Origin of the sequence: Gryllotalpicola koreensis (genome assembly GCF_039538185.1) — a bacterium.
GTDB classification, from domain to species: Bacteria; Actinomycetota; Actinomycetes; order Actinomycetales; family Microbacteriaceae; genus Gryllotalpicola; species Gryllotalpicola koreensis.
This window is the reverse complement of the sequence record NZ_BAABBW010000005.1, coordinates 512902-532082: the sequence shown is the minus strand read 5'-3', so window position 1 is coordinate 532082 and position 19181 is coordinate 512902. Positions and strand designations below refer to the sequence as shown.

Sequence of the window (19181 nt, the reverse complement as noted above, 5' to 3'; positions counted from 1 at the left end):
GGGCGATGATCACGTGAGTTCTGCACAGAAGGCCGATTGCGGGGGCGTCTGGTCCTACAACGGATCGCATGGATGCCCCGACGCCCGACCTCTCCCGCATCATTCGCGTGTCGCGTGATGCCGCCGCCGAGCTCTCGCATCAGGAGTTCGCCCGACGTGTTCGCGCGGGCGACGTCGAGCGGCTGCGTCGTGGGGTCGGGCGCCCGGCGCCCGTCCCGCTCGCTCTCGTCGACCGCTTCGACCGGCCAGCCGAGCGCAGATCGCGCTACCTCGACCTCGTGGCAGCGGTGGCCGAGACTCGTCGGAGCCAGGTTGTCTTCGCTGGCCGATCCGCCGCCGCGATCTGGAACCTCGCGACCGTCGCCGCGTGGCCATCATTTGTGGAGATCCTCGAGCCGCGAGGCTCAGCGCGGCGCAGCAAGCGAGGGATCGTCGTGCATCGCACGGCGTTCGAGGCCGATGACATCGTCCCGTGGGGTGAGCACTATGTGACATCCCCCGCCCGCACGATTGCCGACCTGGCGCGGTCCGGCGATTTCGTCGCAGCTGTGGTCGCACTCGACCACGCGCTCTCGCGGCGTGCCAACGACGCGCTGCGCATGACGAAGGAGGACGTGAGCGAGGTGCTCGATCGCACGGGCAGTTCGCGCGGCCTCGCGAGAGCGCGCGCCGCGGTCGAGTTCGCCGACGGCCGTGCGGACAGCGTCGGGGAGTCCCTCAGCCGCATTGACATCTTCCAGCTCGGATTCGAACTGCCGGAGCTGCAGGTCCGGCATCCGCACCCTGGCGGCTTCTACGATGCGGACTTCAAGTGGCCGGGGACCTCTCGTCGGCCGCCGACGATCGGAGAGTTCGACGGCGTCATGAAGTACCTCGATGAGCGATATCGGAACGGGACGGATGTCGGGCAGGTCCTCGTCGCGGAGAAGTTTCGCGAGGACTTCCTCCGCGGCGAGGGCAATGGCTTCCTGCGGTGGGGCTGGGAGGAAGCGCGTAAGCCGGTGCCGTTGCTGCGCCCGAAGCTGTTGCGGGCCGGCATCCGTATCGTCCGCCGCCCGCTTATCTGAGGAACGGTTCCCAAACGGCGCGATTGTGGCCACCGTACCGGGCGCGCTTGCGCCAAACGGGCGCACCTCGACGCGCAACGGGCGCAGTCGATGCGGGTGCGTGTGCGCGTGCGGGTGCGGCGCCGTGAGGCAGGGGAGCGAGACGGATGCCGCGGCTCAGCTCGGCTGGATGGCGATCGGCTCCGTGTCGGGGATCGGACTCGAGTCGCGGCCGCGCAGGTCGGGCAGCTTCCGCACCCCCAGCGCGGCCACGATGACGCCGAGCAGCGCGACCGCCGCTGAGACGAGGAAGGCCCCCTGCGCGCCGTGCTCGTCGATGACGACGCCGGCGACCGCCGAGCCGATGCCGGCGCCGATGAGCTGGCCGGTGCCGATCCAGCCGAAGGCCTCTGCCGTGTCGCTGAACTTCACCGACGACGAGGTCATCGCGAACATCGCCGCGAGCGCCGGCGCGATCCCCGCGCCGGAGACCAGCAGGGCGGGGATCATCCACCAGATGTTGAGCCAGGCCGCCGCGAGCGCGACGCCCGCGAACATCAGGAACATGCGCCGCGCGAGTGCCCATGGCGACAGCGGCAGATGTCCGAACGCGAAACCGCCGATGAGAGACCCCAGTGACCAGATCGCGAGCACGACCCCGGACTGGTAGCCGTGCGCCGAGGCATCCGTGCCCGTCCCCTGGAAATTCGCGACGACGCCCGCCTCGACCGCCGAGCACGAGCCGATGAGCAGCAGGCCGACGATCGTCGACAGCAGCACGGTCGGCCGGGTGAGCACCACGCCGAAGCGGCGCTTCGAGCGAGGGATCCGCACCCGGCCCAGCTCGGGCGAGAGCAGGAACCAGAGGCCGCCGAACACCATGAAGAACGCGCACAGCACGAGGCCGAGCACGGTCGAGACCTGGGTGGAGACGAAGGTGACGACGACGGGCCCGGCGATCCAGATGATCTCTTGCGCAGAGGCGTCGAGCGAGAACAGCGGCGTCAGCAGCTGACTCGTGACGAGCTTGGGGTAGATGGTGCGCACGGCCGGCTGCACGGGCGGCGTGGCGAGGCCCGCGACGAACGAGACCAGCACGGTGAGCGGCACCGGCATGGTGACGAAGGCGATGAGCAGGATGCCGGCGGCGCACACCGCCGTCGTGACGGCGAGGACGGGGCGGATGCCGAGGCGGCCCATCAGGCGGCTGGTGAGCGGCCCCGCGACGGCCTGGCCCGCGGCGCCCCCGGCGAGCACGAGCCCCGCGGCGGTGTAGCTCGCGTGCACCTGCTCGATGTGCAGCAGCATGCCGAGCGAGAGCATTCCGGAGGGGAAGCGGGCGGTGAGCTGCGCGGCGATGATCCGGGCGACGCCCGGCGTCTTCAGGACACTCGAATACGCGCTCACAGTTCAGCCAGTCTATCGAGGGACCACCGACATCACGGGTGCCGGAACGGCCCGCTGCGCCAGTGTCGGAGGTCGCGCCTAGCCTGTCCTGAGCTGTGGAAAACAAGGCGAAGTTATACACAGATTGTGGATGACACGCCCACTAGATGTGGTGTCGTGAGGCTCGAGCACCCCCGCTATATAGTGATCAAGCTGTTGCGGGGACGAGCAGCGATCTGACCGGGGAACGAAGGAGAAATAGCCGTGGCAATCACCGTTGTCAAGCGTGATGGAACGCGCGAGCCGTACGACGCGAACAAGATCAACCTCGCCATCGAAAAGGCGGCGGAGGGGCTCGACGAGAACATCACCTGGGTGACGCAGATCGCGAGCGAGCTCGAGCTCACGCTGTTCGACGGCATCACGACGCAGCAGCTCGACGAGGCGGTCATCCAGGTCGCGCTGCAGAACGTCAAGGACGACCCGGCCTTCGACACCGTCGCGGCCCGCCTGCTGCTCAAGACCATCTACAAGCGCGTGCTCGGGGACTACGCGACGGATGCCGAGCTGAAGCAGAAGCACCGCGACCAGTTCCGCGCCTACGTCGAGCGCGGCGTCGAGGAGCAGCTGCTCGACCCGCGGTTCCCCCAGCTCTTCGACCTCGACCGTCTCGCCGCCGCGCTCGAGCCGGCGAACGACCAACTGCTGCGCTACATCGGCCTGGTCACCCTCAACAACCGCTACGGCATCAAGGCCCGCAACGGCGAGCCGCTCGAGGTGCCGCAGTACTTCTGGATGCGCATCGCGATGGGCCTCTCGCTCAACGAGGCCGACCCGACCGCCATCGCGCTCGAGTTCTACGAGACGATGTCGCGCCTCGACTACCTCGCCGCGGGCTCGACGCTCGTGAACGCGGGCACCAAGTTCCCGCAGCTCTCCAACTGCTTCGTGATGGAGATGCACGACGACATCGAGCACATCGCGAAGTCCGTGCGCGACGTCATGTGGATCACGAAGGGCACCGGCGGCATCGGCCTCTCGGTGACCAAGCTGCGCTCGCAGGGCTCGCCGATCCGCTCGAACAACACCGTCTCGACCGGCCCGATCCCGTTCATGCACACGATCGACTCGGTGCTGCGCGCCGTCAGCCGCGGCGGCAAGAAGTTCGGCGCCCTTGCCTTCTACATGGAGAACTGGCACCTCGACTTCCCCGACTTCCTCGACCTGCGCCAGAACTCGGGCGACCCCTACCGCCGCACCCGCACCGCGAACACCGCCGTGTGGATCTCCGACGAGTTCATGAAGCGCGTGCAGAACGACGAGCCGTGGTACCTCTTCGACCCGCTCGAGGTCGGCGACCTCAACGAGCTCTACGGCAAGGCATTCTCCGCGCGCTACGCCGAGTACATCGAGCAGGCCGAGGCCGGCAAGCTGCGCATGTTCAAGAAGCTGCCTGCCCGCCAGCAGTTCAAGGACATCCTGATGAGCCTGCAGACCACGGCCCACCCGTGGCTCACCTGGAAGGACACGATCAACAACCGTGCCCTGAACAACAACACGGGCACGATCCACCTCTCGAACCTGTGCACCGAGATCTGCCTGCCGCAGGACATCGACAACATCGCGGTCTGCAACCTGGCCTCGATCAACCTGCCGCGGCACCTGCGCGAGGACGGCACCTTCGACTGGGCATCCATCGAGCGCTCCGTGCGCCTCGCCGTGCGCCAGCTCGACAACCTGATCGACATCACCATGTCATCGGTGCCCGAGGCGGACAACGCGAACCTCAACAACCGCGCCATCGGCCTGGGGATGATGGGGTACACGGATGTCGTGGAGAAGCTCGGCCTCGCCTACGACTCCGAGCAGGCGTACGACCTGATCGACGAGGTCGCCGAGCGCATCTCGTACTACGCCATCGAGGAGTCGGTCGACCTCGCCGCCGAGCGCGGCGCGTACCCGAACTTCGAGGGCTCCCGGTGGAGTCAGGGCCTTGTGCCCTTCGACACCCTCGCCCTGACCGAGAAGGATCGTGGTGTGCCGATCGAAGTCAGCCGCCGCAGCACCCTCGACTGGGACGCGCTGCGCGAGCGCGTCAAGGGCGGTGTGCGCAACGCGACCCTGATGGCCGTCGCACCGACCGCGTCGATCGGCCTCGTCGCCGGCACGACCCCCGGCTTCGACCCGCAGTTCTCGCAGATCTTCAGCCGGGCCACCTCGAACGGCAAGTTCCTCGAGGTCAACCGCAACCTGGTCGCCGCCCTGCAGGAGAAGGGCCTCTGGGAGCAGGTGCGCGAGCAGGTGCTGCGCAGCCAGGGCGACATCCAGGGCATCGCGGCGATCCCCGACGAGATCAAGCGCGTCTACAAGACGAGCTTCCAGCTCTCGCCGATCGCGTTCCTCGAGGTCGCGGCCCGCGCCCAGAAGTGGATCGACCAGGCGATCAGCCGCAACATGTACCTCGAGACGCGCGACGTCTCCGAGATGGTCGACATCTACTCCGAGGCGTGGAAGCGCGGCGTGAAGACGACGTACTACCTGCACATGAAGCCGCGTCACCAGGCCGAGCAGTCGACCGTGCGCGTCAACAAGAGCGAGGAGCTCGGCGGGGCGCGCAAGGGCTTCGGGGCCGCTTCGGGTCCGGCATCCCCCGCTTCTGCTCCTGCCGCCGAGCCCGCGACCGCCGGCGCGCCCGCGCGCCGCGGCTTCGGCGGACTCTCCTCACACACGGAAGGCAAGTAATCACCGATGGGAATCCTCGGCACGGGCGTCAAGGACGGCCTGCTCCTCAAGCCGATCACCTACAAGTGGGCGATGGACCTCTACGACCAGGCGGTGGCCAACACCTGGTTCCCGAACGAGATCCAGCTGGGTGAAGACCTCGCCGACTTCAAGAAGATGACCGACGAGGAGCGGCACGCGGTCACGTTCCTGATCTCGTACTTCAACCCGAACGAGCTGCTCGTCAACAAGGCGTTGGCCTTCGGCGTGTACCCGTACGTGAACGCCCCTGAGGCACACCTCTATCTCGCGAAGCAGATGTGGGAAGAGGCCAACCACTGCATGTCGTTCGAGTACGTGCTCGAGACCTTCCCCATCGACCGCGACGAGGCCTACAACGCCCACGTCGACATCCCGTCGATGGCCAAGAAGGAGGAGTTCGAGGTCAACTTCATCCGGCGGATGACCGAGGAGACGCTCGACATCACGACGACCGCGGGCAAGCAGGACTTCATCCGCAACCTCGTCGCATACAACATCATCCTCGAGGGCATCTGGTTCTACTCGGGCTTCATGGTGGCGCTCTCGTTCCGCCAGCGGAACCTGCTGCGCAACTTCGGCTCGCTCGTCGACTGGATCGTGCGCGACGAGTCGCTGCACCTGAAGTTCGGCATGAACCTGATCCTCACGGTGCTCGATGAGAACCCCGACCTGCAGACGCCGGAGTTCGCGAACGAGATCAAGCAGATGATCCTCGACGCGGTCGAGATGGAGGAGCAGTACAACAACGACCTGCTGCCCGGCGGCATCCTCGGTCTCAACGCGAACTACATCAACCAGTACGTCAAGTACCTCGCCGACCGCCGCCTCGAGGAGCTCGGCTTCGAGCCCGAGTACAAGGTGTCGAACCCCGCGAAGTGGATGGCCACCGCGAACGACACCCTCGAGCTGGTGAACTTCTTCGAATCGACCAACACCTCGTACGAGTCGAACGCGAAGGCGTCGAGCTGAGTCGAGCTGAACGATGAACGGATGCTACGAGCCGGGTGTGCGCAAGGCCCCCGGCTCGTAGCGTTGGAGCCATGCCTGACATCGACTTCCCGATCCTGACCGACGCCGACGAGCTCGAGACGGCGCTGCGTGACGGGCGCTATGCGGACGGCGGCCCGGTGCGCGTGCTCGACGTGCGCTGGGGCGGCGTGGGGCGCCCGGCCGACAAGCCGGACGGGCGCGAGGCCTTCGAGCTGGGCCACATCCCCGGAGCGGTCTATGTCGACCTCGACACCGAGCTCGCGCTGCCGCCCGCCGAGCGCCGCGCAGAGGACGGTCGCCACCCGCTGCCGCGGCTCGACGAGCTGCAGCAGTCGGCGCGCAGCTGGGGGATCGACCCTGGCGACACCGTCGTCGTCTACGACGACCTCAAGAACCTGTCCAGCGCCCGGGCGTGGTGGCTGCTGCGCTACGCGGGCGTCGCCGACGTGCGCCTGCTCGACGGCAGCCTGCGGGCCTGGAAGGACGCGGGCAACCCCCTCGAAACGGGCTTCGGCGACCCGCCGATCCCGGGCACGGTCACGCTCGAGTACGGAGCCCTGCCGGTGATCGCCCTCGACGAGGTCGCCTCGTTCGCGGCATCCGGTGTCCTGCTCGACGCGCGTGCCTCTGAGCGCTTCACGGGTGCGACCGAGCCGATCGATCCGCGTGCCGGTCACATCCCGGGCGCAGTGAGCGCACCGACGACGGCGAACGTCGACGCGCACGGCCGATTCCTGACGCCGGGCGAGCTGCGGGCGCGCTTCGAGGAGCTGGGAGTGACGGATGCCTCAGCCGTCGGCGCCTACTGCGGAAGCGGCGTCACCGCGGCGCACGAGGCCGTCGCCCTGACCCTCGCCGGGTTCGAGCCGGCGCTGTACCCGGGCTCATTCAGCCAGTGGTCGAACCACCCGGAGCTTCCTGTTGCGTTCGGCGCTTAGCGCGACAACCCGGTGGGTCGTCGCGCGCTGGACGCCGAGCGAGCTGTGCTCGCGAGGGAGTGCCTAAACCTCGGCACACCCCCTTGCCGACCGTGCCGCGCGGGGTGATGATCTAAGGACCATCGACACGAGCGAGGTCGCAATGAGTTCACGCATTTCGACACCGGACTACCTTCCGCGGCTCGGCGCGGGGCGGCACCGTACGCCGCGCCGCGGCGCCTGCTTCATGGAGTTCGCCTCATACCTCGCGGGGGAGCGCTGGAGCGATCACCCCGCCTGCACCGATCCCGTCCTGGCCGCATTGGCGCGCGCCGTCAACGACCTGGTCAGCGACACCCGCCGTCAGGAGCTGCTCGGCGACGTGCCCCGCGTCATCGGCCTGACCGCGTCGAACGTCGGCATGATGAGGGTCGCGGCGAGCGCCGCGATCTCTGCGCTGCCGGTCTCGAGCATGCACCGCCAGCACGCCCTGGCGGTCGGCTTGCGCGCCGCGCTCGGCTCGTTGGACGACGCGGGCGTCGAGGTGCCCGAGCTGAAGGCCCGTGCCGCGGCCGCCTTCGCGTCGGCGCCGGGTGCCGCCGATTGGCTCGCCCGGCACGCCGAGTTCAACACCAGCATCCCGGTCGCCCGGCAGGAGCGCGCGGGCCTCGAGATCGTGCGCGTCGCCGCGTGCGGCATCGCCGAGGCATGCGTCTGGGACGCCGACGACCGGCTGATCACGACGCTGCGCACGGCGATCGAGGAGCTCGAGTCGACGAAGAAGGCGCAGGAGCCGGTGCGGATGCCGGTGGCGGAAACCCCGCTGAGGGAATCCGTCATCGTCTGAGCTGCGCCCTCGCGAGCACAGCTCACCCGGTGTTCTGCAGGCCCGCGGCCACTCCGTTGACGGCGAGCAGCATGAGGCGGTGCGGCCGGTCCTCGGCATCCGTCGATCCGGTCGCCCTGATCTCACGCAGCGCCCGCAGCTGCAGCAGCGACAGCGCGTCGACGTAGGGCGAGCGCAGTTGCACAGCGCGCTGCAGCACGGCGCGCCCCTCAAGCAGCGTCTCGTGCTGCGAGGTGAGCAGCACCTGCTCGCGCGTGAGCGCCATCTCCTCCAGCACGAGCTCGGCGAGATCGGGACGGCCGTCGAGCGCGAGGTAGCGCCGAGCGAGGCGCTCATCGGTCTTCGCGAGTGACATCTCGACGTTGTCGATCATCGTGCCGAACAGCGGCCACTCGGTGTAGGCACGGTGCAGCAGCTCTGCATCCCCGATCGAGGCGAGCGCCGTGCCGAGGCCGAACCAGCCGGTCAGGTTGACGCGCGCCTGCGACCAGGCGAAGACCCACGGGATCGCCCGCAGATCCTCGAGCGACTCGAGCGACAGTCCGCGGCGGGCGGGGCGCGAGCCGAGGGCGAGCAGGCCGACCTCCTCCTGCGGGGTGACGCGGCCGAACCACTGCGCGAAGCCATCGGCTTTCACGAGCTCGAAGAAGCGCGCGCGGCTCGTCTCGTCGAGGCGGGTCGCGAGCGACGCGTATGCGACGGATGCCTTCTCGTTGCGCTCCTGGTTCGACGGCGCCTCGGCCAGCAGCGTCGCAGAAGCCATCTGCTCGAGGTGGCGCGCGGCGATGGTCTGGTCGCCGTACTGGGCGAAGATGACCTCGCCCTGCTCGGTGATCTTGAAGCGGCCCTCGACCGAGTGCGGCGGCTGCGCGAGCACGGCCTCGTTGGCGGGGCCACCGCCGCGGCCGAGCGCGCCGCCGCGGCCGTGGAAGAGGGTGAGCTCGATGTCGTTGGCCTTCGCCCACTGGGCGATGCGGCTCTGCGCGTCGTAGAGGGCGAGCGTCGCCGAGACGGGGCCGACGTCCTTCGACGAGTCGGAGTAGCCGAGCATCACCTCGAGCTTGCGGCCGGTCGCGGCGAGGCGCGCCGTGACGGGCTCGAGGGCGATCAGTCCGTCGAGGATGTCGACGGAGTTGTTCAGGTCGGCGAAGGTCTCGAACAGCGGGATGACATCGAGCACGGGCGCCGCCTCGGCCGAGCCGAGGGCACGCTTCGCGAGCTCGTAGACGTTCGCGAGGTCTTCGGCCGACTGGGTGAACGACACGATGTAGCGGCGAGCAGCGTCGAGGCCGAAGCGCTTCTGCAGGGCGGAGATCGTGTGGAAGACCTCGAGCACCTCGTCGGCGAGCTCGGAGCGGGGCGTGGTTCCCGAGCGCAGCTCCTCGAGCACCTGGCGGTGCACCTTCGAGTGCTGGCGCACCTCGAGGTCGGCGAGGTGGAAGCCGAAGGTCTCGACCTGCCAGATGAGGTGCTGCAGCTCGCCCGAGGCGGCCCGCTCCGCACCGCCCGCGCGCAGCGAGGACTGGATGATGCGCAGCTCGGTGAGCAGCTCGTCGGGGCCGGCATAGGAGAGGTCGGCGTCGCGGGTGCGCGTCGCGACGATGCGGCGCGTCACGAACAGCAGGGCGCGACGGTGCGGCTCGGTGTGCGAGCGCTGCTCGAGCTCGTCGGCGGCGAAACCGGCAAGAGCGCGCTGTCGGGCCCACAGGTCTTGCAGCTCGGCCGACGCCGGCGCCTCCTCGGCCGAGATCGTGAGGGTGCGGCCGATGCGCGTGGCGGCGTGCTCGTAGCCGAGCAGCACGTGCTCGCTGGCGATCGCCGCAGCCTGACGGGTGACCTTCGCCGTGACGAAGGGGTTGCCGTCGCGGTCGGCGCCGATCCAGGAGCCGTAGCGCACGAAGGCGGTGGCGCGAGCGGGCGCCTTTCCGGCATCCGTGCCCAGCAGCCAGTCGTCGAGCGCGCGATACACCCGCGGCACGACCTGGAACAGTGAGGTGTCGAACACGTTCATCGCCGTGCGCACCTCGTCGACCGGCGTCGGCTTCTGTGCGCGCAGCGGACTGGTGCGCCACAGGGTGTCGATCTCCTCGAGCAGGCGGCGCTCGTTCTCGAGCCCGGCGGCGTAGCCGAGGCGCGGGTCGTCGCGCTCGGCGAGCAGTTCGGCGATGCGGCGGATCGCGCCCGAGATCGCCGGGCGCCGCGCCTCGGTCGGGTGAGCGGTGAGCACGGGATGGAAGCGCAGCGCGGCGACGCGGCGCGCGGTCTCCTCCGCACCGACCTCGTTGGTGAGCTGCGTGATCGCGCCCGCGAAGGTGTCGGTGCGCGTCTCGGCGCGGCCGGGCACGTCGCGCTCGCGCAGACGGCGGATGCGGTGCTGCTCCTCGGCGAGGTTCACGAGGTGGAAGTAGGCGGTGAACGCGCGCGCGACCTGCTCGGCGCGCTCGGGGGTGAAGCTCTCGACGAGGCCTTCCGCCTGCTCGAACGCCTGCTGGTCGTCATCGGTGTACGCCGTGATCGTCAGCGAGCGCAGCCGCTCGACGTCGTCGAGCAGGCCGGGGTCGCTCGCGCTCAGCACCTGGCCGAGCAGGCCGCCGAGGGTGCGGACGTCGGCGCGAAGGGACTCATCGACCTCGGCGCGCACGGAATCGCGGCGGCGAGTGGACAGCGATGCGGTGACGGGCTGGGAGTCGCTCACGGAAGTCAGGTTAGGTGACGTGCGTAGAGAGGAGCGAATTCGCCTGTTTCGTGCGCGTTACGGTATGCGCAATGCTCGCTATGCCCCGGCCGCTTCGGCAAGGACCTTGGCGATGCGCTGCACCGAGACGCTCTCGGCGGTGCCGAGCGGCTGGGCGAACAGGCTGATGCGCAGCTCCTCGAGCATCCAGCGGGCATGACGGATGCCGGGGCGAGCGCCCGGGGCGAGGGGCAGCGTGCCCCCGGCATCCGTATATCTCGCCGTGGCGCTCTGCACCTCGGTCATCCACACCCGGTCGCGGCCCGGATTGTCGGGCAGCTTCTCGACACGCCAGGCGATGCCGTTCAGATAGCGCGGCAGGTGGCGCAGCTGCGCGCGGCCCGTCGCCGAGATGAAACCGGGGTAGACGAGGTTCGCGAGCTGCTGCTTCGCGTCGGCGAGCGGCGCGAGCAGAGCGAGGCTGCTCGTCGAGGTGAGGGCCTTCTCGGCCGTGCGCGCGGCCGCGAGCACGGCGGCGACCTGCTTGACCGTGTCGAACATCGCGTCGACGACGACGGCCGAGACGCGGTCGCGCACACGCTCGTAGTCGGCCTGCGCGAAGACCATTCCGCCGGTCTGGTCGTTCTCGAGCACCTCGTCGACGACCGCCGCGAGGCAGTCGGCGAACAGCGCAGGCGTGCTGGCGTAGGGCGCGGTGGCGAGGGCGAGCTTCTCGGGCGCGGTGAGGTGCTCCTGCACATAGGACGCCGGGGACGGGATCTCGGTGAGCAGCAGCCGACGCACCCCGCGCGGGTGCTGCCTGGCTTGGTCGGCCGGGGTCGCGAGGATGCGCAGGGCGACCCTGCCGCGCTCATCGACGAGGGCCGGGTAGCCGCGCACGGTGTTCTGGAGCCCGCCGACGGTCGTGTCGACCTGGCGGGGCAGCTCGCGCATGTCCCACTCGGGCACCTCGGCGCGCTCGAGCGCGTTGGGAACCGTGGCGGCCGCGACGGCGGCGACCGAGTCGCGAGCGCGCGTCGCGAAGCGGCGCTGCAGCTCGGCGAGATCCTTCGAGCGGCCGAGCCGCTTGCCGCGCTGGTCGATCACCGCGAAGGTCGGGCGCAGGTGGGCGGGGACGCGCTCGAGGTCGAAGTCGCCCGCGTCGACGGGGGCGTAGGTGAGCTTCTTGATGACGGATGCCACCACCTCGGTGAAGGCACGGCCATCGGGTTCTGATGGAAGCTCTGTGACGATCTTCGCCGCCCAGTCGGCGGCCGGCACCACCGAGCGGCGCAGCGCCTTCGGCAGCGAGCGGATCATCGCCGCCACGAGCTCGGCGCGCAGCCCCGGCACCTGCCAGTCGAAGCCCTCTGGGGTGAGCCGCGCCAGCAGCGGCAGGGGGACGGTGACGGTCACGCCGTCGTCCTCGGCGCCCGGCTCGAAGCGGTAGCTCAGGGCGAAGCGCTGGTCGCCCTGCTGCCAGATGCTCGGGAAGGCGTTCTGGTCGACGAGCTCCTCGGGCGAGTCGTCGCCGAGAAGCATCCGTTCGGTCATCGTCAGGAAATCGGGGTCTGCGGTGCGTGCCTCGCGCCACCATGCCTCGAAGCTGCGGGTGTCGACGACATCGCGCGGCACGCGCTCGTCATAGAAGGCGAAGACCGCCTCGTCGCCGTCCAGGATGTCGCGGCGGCGCGTCTTCTCCTCGAGCTGGCCGATGCGCTTCACCAGCGCGCGGTTGGCGCGGTCGAACGCGAACAGCTGGCCCTTGCGCTCGCCCGGCCACTCTCCGTCCACGAGTCCGTGGCGCAGAAACAACGTGCGGGCGTACGCCTGGTCGATGCGCGCGAATTGCACCCGGCGGCGCTCGACGATCGGCACGCCGTAGAGCGTGACGCGCTCGTAGGCGACGGCGGCGCCCTGGTTCTTCTCCCAGTGGGGCTCTGAATAGGTGCGCTTCAGCAGCGCGTCGCCCGCGATCGGCTCGGCCCACGCGGGGTCGATCGCGGCGTTCACGCGCGCGAACAGCCGGCTCGTCTCGACGAGTTCGGCGCTCATCAGGGCCGGCGGCTGCTTCTTGGCGAGCGCCGAGCCGGGGAAGACGACGAATCGGGTGCCGCGGGCGCCGGCGTAGTCCTTCTTCTGCAGATCGCGCAGACCGATATGGCTCAGCAGGCCGGCGAGCAGGGACTTGTGGATGCCGTCGCTCAATGCGCCCGGATCCCGAGGCTCGGGACGAGCCTCGGCGCGATGGCCGCCGGAACGGCCAGAAATGGCCGTTCCCTCAGGCGGCAACGCGCGCCTGAGCTGCCGGTAGACGTCCTGCCACTCGCGCACGCGCAGGTAGTTCAGGAACTCGGCTTTGCAGAGTCTTCTGAAGGCGCTGGAGCTGAGCTCGCGCTGTTTCTCTTCAAGGTGGTTCCAGAGGTTCAGCAGGGTGAGGAAGTCGCTCGTCGGGTCGACGAAGCGCGCATGCAGCTGGTCGGCGGTGCCGCGGCGTTCGACCGGTCGCTCGCGCGGGTCCTGGATCGTGAGGCCCGCCACGATCGCCATCACCTCGCGGGTCGTGCCGTGGCGGCGGCTCTCGAGCACCATGCGCGCGAAGCGCGGGTCGATCGGTAGCCGGGCGAGTTCGCGGCCCGTTCTGGTGAGCCTGAGCTCGGCGCCTCTTCCTTGCAACGCGCTGCGCTCATTGTTCGCGTCCTTCGGCCGCGAATGCGCTACCGCGCTGATCGCCCCCAGCTCGGCCAGCAGATCGAGGCCATCCTTCACGCCGCGCGGGTCGGGCTCGGTGAGGAAGGGGAAGCTCTCGATCGCGCCGAGCCCGAGCGAGATCATCTGCAGGATGACGGCGGCGAGGTTCGTGCGCAGGATCTCGGGCTCAGTGAACGCCGGGCGCTTGCTGAAGTCGTCCTCGGAGTACAGCCGAATCGCGATGCCGTCGCTCGTGCGCCCCGCGCGGCCGGAGCGCTGGGTGGCCGACGCCTGGCTGATCGCCTCGATCGGCAGCCGCTGCACCTTCGCGCGCGTCGAGTAGCGCGAGATGCGCGCGGTGCCGGTGTCGATCACGTACTTGATGCCTGGCACCGTCAGGCTCGTCTCGGCCACGTTGGTGGCGAGCACGATGCGGCGACGGATGCCGGCGCGGGTGCTGGTCTCGAAGACCTTATGCTGCTCGGCGGCGCTCAATCGGCCGTAGAGGGGCAGCACCTCGGTCTGCTCGGCCTTGCCCTGACGGGTGAGGTGGCCGCGGATGGCATCCGCTGCGTCCCTGATCTCGTTCTCGCCGGAGAAGAACACGAGCACATCGCCGGGTTTCTCACGGGCGAGTTCGTCGAGGGCATCGAGGATGCCCTGATTCATGTCCCGGTCGACCGCGGGGGCCGAATCCACGTCATCGTCTTCGACGTCTTCCGCGACGAGCGGCCGGTACCGCACCTCGACCGGGTACGTCCGCCCCGACACCTCGATGATCGGGGCCGGGTTGCCTGCGGCATCCGCGAAGTGCCTCGCGAACGACTCGGGGTCGATCGTCGCCGAGGTGATGATGACCTTGAGATCGGGGCGGCGCGGCAGCAGGCGGGCGAGGTAGCCGAGCAGGAAGTCGATGTTGAGGCTGCGCTCGTGGGCCTCGTCGATGATGATCGTGTCATAGGCGGCGAGGTCGCGGTCGCGGTGCATCTCGTTGAGCAGGATGCCGTCGGTCATCAGCTTGATGCGGGTGCTGCTGCTCACCTGATCGGTGAAGCGGACCTTGTAGCCGACGGTCTGCCCGACGTTCTCGCCGAGCTCGTCGGCGATGCGCTCGGCGATCGTGCGGGCGGCGAGGCGGCGGGGCTGCGTGTGGCCGATGCGCTCGCGGCCGATGCTGAGGGCGATCTTCGGCAGCTGCGTGGTCTTGCCCGAGCCCGTCTCGCCCGCGACGATGACCACCTGGTGGTCGCGGATCGCCGCCGCGATCTCGTCGCGCTTCGCGCTGACCGGGAGCTCGGCGGGGAAGCGGATTTCGCGTGCGGGGGCGGTGTCGGACATGCCGCTTCTAGTGTCCCATGAGAGTGCGCGTGCCATCTGGCGGCCGAATCGCCCAAGACGCACGCTCGGGAGGAGCTTCTGACGGATTTCTCCTCCCGAGCATGAATATTGGGTCATTGAGATATGCAGGTAAATGCCTGCATAATGCGACTGTGGACGCGGACAAGGTGTTCAAGGGGCTCGCTGATCCCGGTCGGCGGCGGCTGCTCGATGCCCTGCACGAGCGCGCCGGGTTGACGCTCGGCGAGCTCTGCGAGGTTCTCGAGCTGCGCCGGCAATCCGTCAGCCAGCACCTCGCCCTGCTCGAGGCCGCCGGGCTCGTCACAGCGGTGCGCAACGGGCGGCGCAAGCTGCACTACCTGAACCCGGTGCCCATCCACGAACTCCAGAGCCGCTGGATCTGGAAGTTCCAAGAGCCGCAGCTCGCGGCTCTCGCGTCGATCAAGAACAGAGCAGAGAAGAGCGCGATGTCAGAGACCACGCCATCACCGGCGATACCCGACTATGTCTACGTCACCTACATCCGTGCCACGGCCGAACAGGTCTGGCACGCCCTCACCGACGCCGAGCTCACCGCCCGGTTCTGGGGCCACGCCCAGATCTCCGACTGGAAGGTCGGCAGCCACATCGAGCACGTCCGCTCGGACGGGTCCGGCATCGCCGACGCGGCCGGCACCGTCGTCGAGGTCGACCGCCCGACGCGCCTCTCGTTTGAGTTCGGAGATCCGCGTGACGCCGCCGACCCGACCGCCGAGCTGAGCCTCGTGACCTTCGACATCGAGCCGTTCCGCGAGATCGTCAAGCTCACCGTCACCCAGACCCGTTTCCCGAGCGCCGCCGACCGCGACGCCGTCGGACAAGGCTGGCCGACCGTGTTCGCCAACCTCAAGACGCTGCTCGAGACGGGCGAGGTGCTGCCGACCGCGCCCTGGGAGTTCCACGCCGTGCAACGCGCCGCGCGCATGGCCGAGCACGGCTGAACGGCGCCGGCTACTCGGTCGGAACCGGGTGCTCGCGGGCCCAGGACTGCATCGCATCGAGCACGGCGTCTGCGTTCTGGCGAGGCCAGCGCACGTGATCCCAGGCGCGGCCGTCGTTGGCATCCGTACCCAGATGAAGCCGCTGCGGCGTGACCGGTCCGACCCGTGCCGCCAGCATGTCGACCGCACGCGGCGAGACCAGCGTGTCGCCCGCGAACGACACCTGAAGCACGGGCACCTCGACATGGTGCAGTGCTTCCTCGTAGTCGACGTCGGTGTTCGCGAACTCGAAGCGGCCCGTGCGCGCCTCACGGTGCCAGTCGCCGATCATCGTCTTCGGCTGCCGATCGCCGAAGCCGAGCCGGTCGCCGGGGAAGTACCCGACCGCCTTCGTGATCGCGATGGCAGTGGGGGTGATCAGGCGGCGCTGCAGCTTGGGGATCGCGCCGTCGCGCGTCGTGTAGTGGGCGGCGCCACTGCCGGCAGTCACGATGCGCTCGGGCTTCAGCACCCCGGCACCGGTCGCCGAGAGCGCGAGCAGGCCGCCCAGGCTGTGGCCGACGACGCTCAAGTGCTCGACGTCGCCGAGCGGGGACTGCCGGAACGCCGCCGGGATGTCCTGCTCGATGATCGTCGCGTAGCCCCAGTCGTGCTTGCGCATGTCGGTCGTCGAGGTGCGCGGGCGGCCGCGCATCTCGAGGCCGAAGATACGGATGCCGCGCGCGGCGGCCTTCTCGAACAGGGGCGTGTAGTAGCCGATCGGCACGCCGAGGGCCGGCAGGAAGAGCACGGCGCTCCCGGCATCCGTCGTCGCGCCTGCACTGCCTGGTGCAGTGGTCGGAAGGTATTCGTCGACGACGGTCCTGGTGCCGTCGGGCGCGGTGATCGGGTGCTCCGTTGCCATGGCGTCACGCTAATCGCACGCCGCTGCGCTCTCGTTGCGTCTTGTGAACCGGCCACAACGGGCGCTCGCGGGAGTGCCAATACAGTTGTCGGCATGCCCCTCGACTTCGAGACGCGCCAGATCCACGCGGGTGCCGTGATCGACGCGCACGCCCAGGCACGCGTCACCCCGATCTATCAGACCGCCGGGTACGTGTTCGACGACTTCGACGACGGCGAGGCGCGCTTCGCCGGCCGCGGCGGGCGCGCCTACTCGCGCAACGAGAACCCGACGAACTTCGTCGCCGGGCAGCGCATCGCCGACCTCGAGGGCGGCGTCGACGGCATCGTCGTCGCGAGTGGGCAGGCGGCGATCCTCGTCGCGGTGTCGGCGCTCGCCGGCGCGGGCGATCACCTGCTGATCACGAAGTCGCTCTACGAGGGCACCAATGAGATGTTCCGCGGCGTGCTGAAGCGCCAGGGCATCGAGGCCGAATACGTGCCTGACGAGGCGAGCGACGAGGAGTGGGCCGCCCGCATCCGGCCGAATACGAAGGCGCTGTACACCGAGAGCCTGACCAACCCGCTCGGCCAGGTCACCGACCTCTCGCGCCTCGCCGAGATCGCGCACGCGCACGGCATCCCGCTCGTGGTCGACAACACCGTGCCCACGCCCTATCTCGAGCGGCCGATCGAGTTCGGCGCCGACGTGGTCATCCACTCGACATCGAAGTGGCTCTCGGGCCACGGCTCGGTCATCGGCGGCGCCGTGGTCGACGGCGGGCGCTTCGACTGGGCCGCGTCCGGCCGCTTCCCGCAGCTCAGCGAGCCGCCGCGCCCCGGCGTCGGGTCGTTCGTCGAGCGCTTCGGCGCCGGTGCGCTCGGGGCGTACCTGCGCACGGTTATCGTGCTCGAGTACGGCCCCACTGTGCCGCCCACGAGCACTTTTCTGCTGCTGCACGGCATCGAGACGCTGTCACTGCGCATGGAGCGCCACGTCGCCAACGCCCAGGCGGTGGCCGAATTCCTCGCGGGTCGGCCCGAGCCGGCATCCGTTCTCTATCCGGGTCTGCCGTCGAGTCCGTACTACGCGCTGGCACAGCGCTATCTGCCGAAGGGCGCCGGCTCGGTCGTGTCGGTCGACCTCGGCTCGCGCGAGGCCGCGCGCCGCTTCATCGACGCGCTCGAGCTGATCACGCCGATGACGCACATCGGCGACGTGCGCACGCTGGCGATCCACCTGGGGTCGACGATCCATCTCAAGCTGGACGAGCAGCAGCAGGCGGATGCCGGCATCACGCCCGGCCTCGTCCGGCTGTCGATCGGCATCGAGAGCGCCCGCGACCTCATCGCCGACCTCGAGCGCGGGCTGGTCGCGGCGGGGTCGGTGGCGTAGCCGCGCTGCGCGCTACAGCTACGGGATGGCGCTGCAACTGTGGCGGCCACGCCGATCCGCAGGTGTAGCGCGGGCGATCAGCGAGCGGCGGGAGCGGCGGATTCCTCCGCCACGAGCTCCAGCGTGCGCGCGATGCGCGCCACCGCCTCGACGACCGTCGACGGGTCGCAGGCGAGGTTCGCGCGCACGAAGCCACGGCCAGGTGCGCCGAACGACGGGCCCGCGTTGAAGGCGACCCGACCGAGCTCGCGCAGCGGCGTGGCCGGGTCGTCGCCGAGCGCGGTGTCGCGGAAGTCGAGCCAGACGAGGTAGCCGGCGTTTGGTCGCACCAGCCGCACCGAAGGGGCGTGCGCCGCGAGCTCGCGCTCGAGCAGTCGGGTGTTGGCCACGATCTGCCGCACCGCGGCATCACGCCAGTACGGGTTCGCGAACGCCGCGATGTTGGCATGCAGGCCGAGGATGCTGGTGCGGGCGGCGAGCTCCTCGGGCAGGCCCTGCAGCTGTGCGGCAGTGCGCGAATCGGCCGCGACCACGACGGCGCACTTGGCGCCAGCCAGGTTCCAGCCCTTGCTCGCGCTCGTGACGGTGGCGCTGCGCGCGCCGGCCGCCGCGGCGATCGGCGCGAACGGGGCGAACTCGGTACCCGGGTGCGTGAGCGGCGCGTGCACCTCGTCGCTCACGATCAGCACATCGTGCGCGGCGGCGATCCGGGCGAGCTCTTCGAGTGCGGCACGCGAGTGCACGCGCCCCGTCGGATTCTGCGGATGGCACAGCACCATCGCGTCGACGCCGCTCGCAAAGGCCGCCTCGAGCCCCGCGAGATCGAGGGACCAGCCGGATGCCTCATCGAGCGGCACCTCGACGATCTCCGCGCCCGTCTCGCCGACCATCTCGTAGAACGGGTTGTAGACCGGCGGCGTGATCACCACGCGTCCGCCTGTGCGCGGCACCTCGAGGCGCAGCGCCTCGACGACGCCGACCGTGACGTCGGTGGCGAGGTGCACCCAGCCTGGGTCGACGAGCCAGCCCCACGAGGTGAGCGCGAAGTCGGCGAAGGCGGGAGCGAGCGGGCCGGGGTTGTCCAGGTATCCGGTGTCGCCCTTGGCCAAGGCATCCGTCAGCACCGCCGTGATCTCGGGTGCGATGCCCCAATCCATCTCGGCGACCGACATCGGCAGCACGTCCTCGTCGAACCTGCGCCACTTGATGCTCGAGCGCGTGCGGCGCAGTTCGTCAAGCGGCAGTGCGGGCTCGAACGTCATGGATTCAGG

The 19181-nt window shown here is 69.4% G+C and carries 12 protein-coding genes; 7 read left to right on the top strand and 5 right to left on the bottom strand.

Annotation, left to right across the window (positions count from 1 at the left end; all coding sequences use genetic code 11):
• Nucleotides 1-68 precede the first annotated feature (68 nt).
• Nucleotides 69-1067 (top strand): type IV toxin-antitoxin system AbiEi family antitoxin domain-containing protein, encoded by a 999-nt coding sequence (locus ABD708_RS17025; protein WP_344756664.1) that lies wholly within the window; start codon nucleotides 69-71, stop codon nucleotides 1065-1067.
• 156 nt (nucleotides 1068-1223) lie between these two features.
• Here the strand turns inward: ABD708_RS17025 and ABD708_RS17020 are convergent, their stop codons facing one another.
• The gene (locus ABD708_RS17020; RefSeq protein ID WP_344756662.1) at nucleotides 1224-2453 is read right to left on the bottom strand and encodes an MFS transporter; all 1230 of its coding nucleotides are present in this window, start codon (nucleotides 2451-2453) and stop codon (nucleotides 1224-1226) included.
• 243 nt (nucleotides 2454-2696) lie between these two features.
• Between ABD708_RS17020 and ABD708_RS17015 the strand changes: the two genes are divergently transcribed.
• From ABD708_RS17015 to ABD708_RS17000, 4 genes are all read left to right on the top strand, one after another.
• Nucleotides 2697-5174: a ribonucleoside-diphosphate reductase subunit alpha gene (locus ABD708_RS17015; protein ID WP_344756660.1), complete on the top strand. Its 2478-nt coding sequence runs from the start codon at nucleotides 2697-2699 to the stop codon at nucleotides 5172-5174.
• A gap of 6 nt (nucleotides 5175-5180) precedes the next feature.
• On the top strand, nucleotides 5181-6164 hold the full coding sequence (locus ABD708_RS17010) for a ribonucleotide-diphosphate reductase subunit beta (protein WP_344756658.1): 984 nt from the start codon (nucleotides 5181-5183) through the stop codon (nucleotides 6162-6164).
• A 71-nt stretch (nucleotides 6165-6235) separates the two neighbouring features.
• Nucleotides 6236-7123: a sulfurtransferase gene (locus tag ABD708_RS17005; protein ID WP_344756656.1), complete on the top strand. Its 888-nt coding sequence runs from the start codon at nucleotides 6236-6238 to the stop codon at nucleotides 7121-7123.
• A gap of 142 nt (nucleotides 7124-7265) precedes the next feature.
• Nucleotides 7266-7949, top strand: coding sequence for a hypothetical protein (locus tag ABD708_RS17000; protein WP_344756654.1), 684 nt, complete (start codon nucleotides 7266-7268; stop codon nucleotides 7947-7949).
• Nucleotides 7950-7971: 22 nt separating this feature from the next.
• Here the strand turns inward: ABD708_RS17000 and ABD708_RS16995 are convergent, their stop codons facing one another.
• Nucleotides 7972-10644: a phosphoenolpyruvate carboxylase gene (locus ABD708_RS16995; protein ID WP_425553316.1), complete on the bottom strand. Its 2673-nt coding sequence runs from the start codon at nucleotides 10642-10644 to the stop codon at nucleotides 7972-7974.
• A 78-nt stretch (nucleotides 10645-10722) separates the two neighbouring features.
• The gene (hrpA, locus tag ABD708_RS16990; RefSeq protein ID WP_344756652.1) at nucleotides 10723-14652 is read right to left on the bottom strand and encodes an ATP-dependent RNA helicase HrpA; all 3930 of its coding nucleotides are present in this window, start codon (nucleotides 14650-14652) and stop codon (nucleotides 10723-10725) included.
• Nucleotides 14653-14804: 152 nt separating this feature from the next.
• On the opposite strand from hrpA, the gene ABD708_RS16985 reads away from it, so the two are divergent.
• Nucleotides 14805-15632, top strand: coding sequence for an ArsR/SmtB family transcription factor (locus ABD708_RS16985; protein ID WP_344756650.1), 828 nt, complete (start codon nucleotides 14805-14807; stop codon nucleotides 15630-15632).
• Nucleotides 15633-15642: 10 nt separating this feature from the next.
• Here ABD708_RS16985 and ABD708_RS16980 read toward each other — a convergent pair whose 3' ends face one another.
• Nucleotides 15643-16536, bottom strand: coding sequence for an alpha/beta hydrolase family protein (locus ABD708_RS16980; RefSeq protein ID WP_344756648.1), 894 nt, complete (start codon nucleotides 16534-16536; stop codon nucleotides 15643-15645).
• A gap of 93 nt (nucleotides 16537-16629) precedes the next feature.
• Between ABD708_RS16980 and ABD708_RS16975 the strand changes: the two genes are divergently transcribed.
• Nucleotides 16630-17910 (top strand): O-acetylhomoserine aminocarboxypropyltransferase/cysteine synthase family protein, encoded by a 1281-nt coding sequence (locus tag ABD708_RS16975; RefSeq protein ID WP_344756646.1) that lies wholly within the window; start codon nucleotides 16630-16632, stop codon nucleotides 17908-17910.
• A 77-nt stretch (nucleotides 17911-17987) separates the two neighbouring features.
• Here ABD708_RS16975 and ABD708_RS16970 read toward each other — a convergent pair whose 3' ends face one another.
• Nucleotides 17988-19172: a MalY/PatB family protein gene (locus ABD708_RS16970; RefSeq protein ID WP_344756643.1), complete on the bottom strand. Its 1185-nt coding sequence runs from the start codon at nucleotides 19170-19172 to the stop codon at nucleotides 17988-17990.
• Nucleotides 19173-19181: the final 9 nt, after the last annotated feature.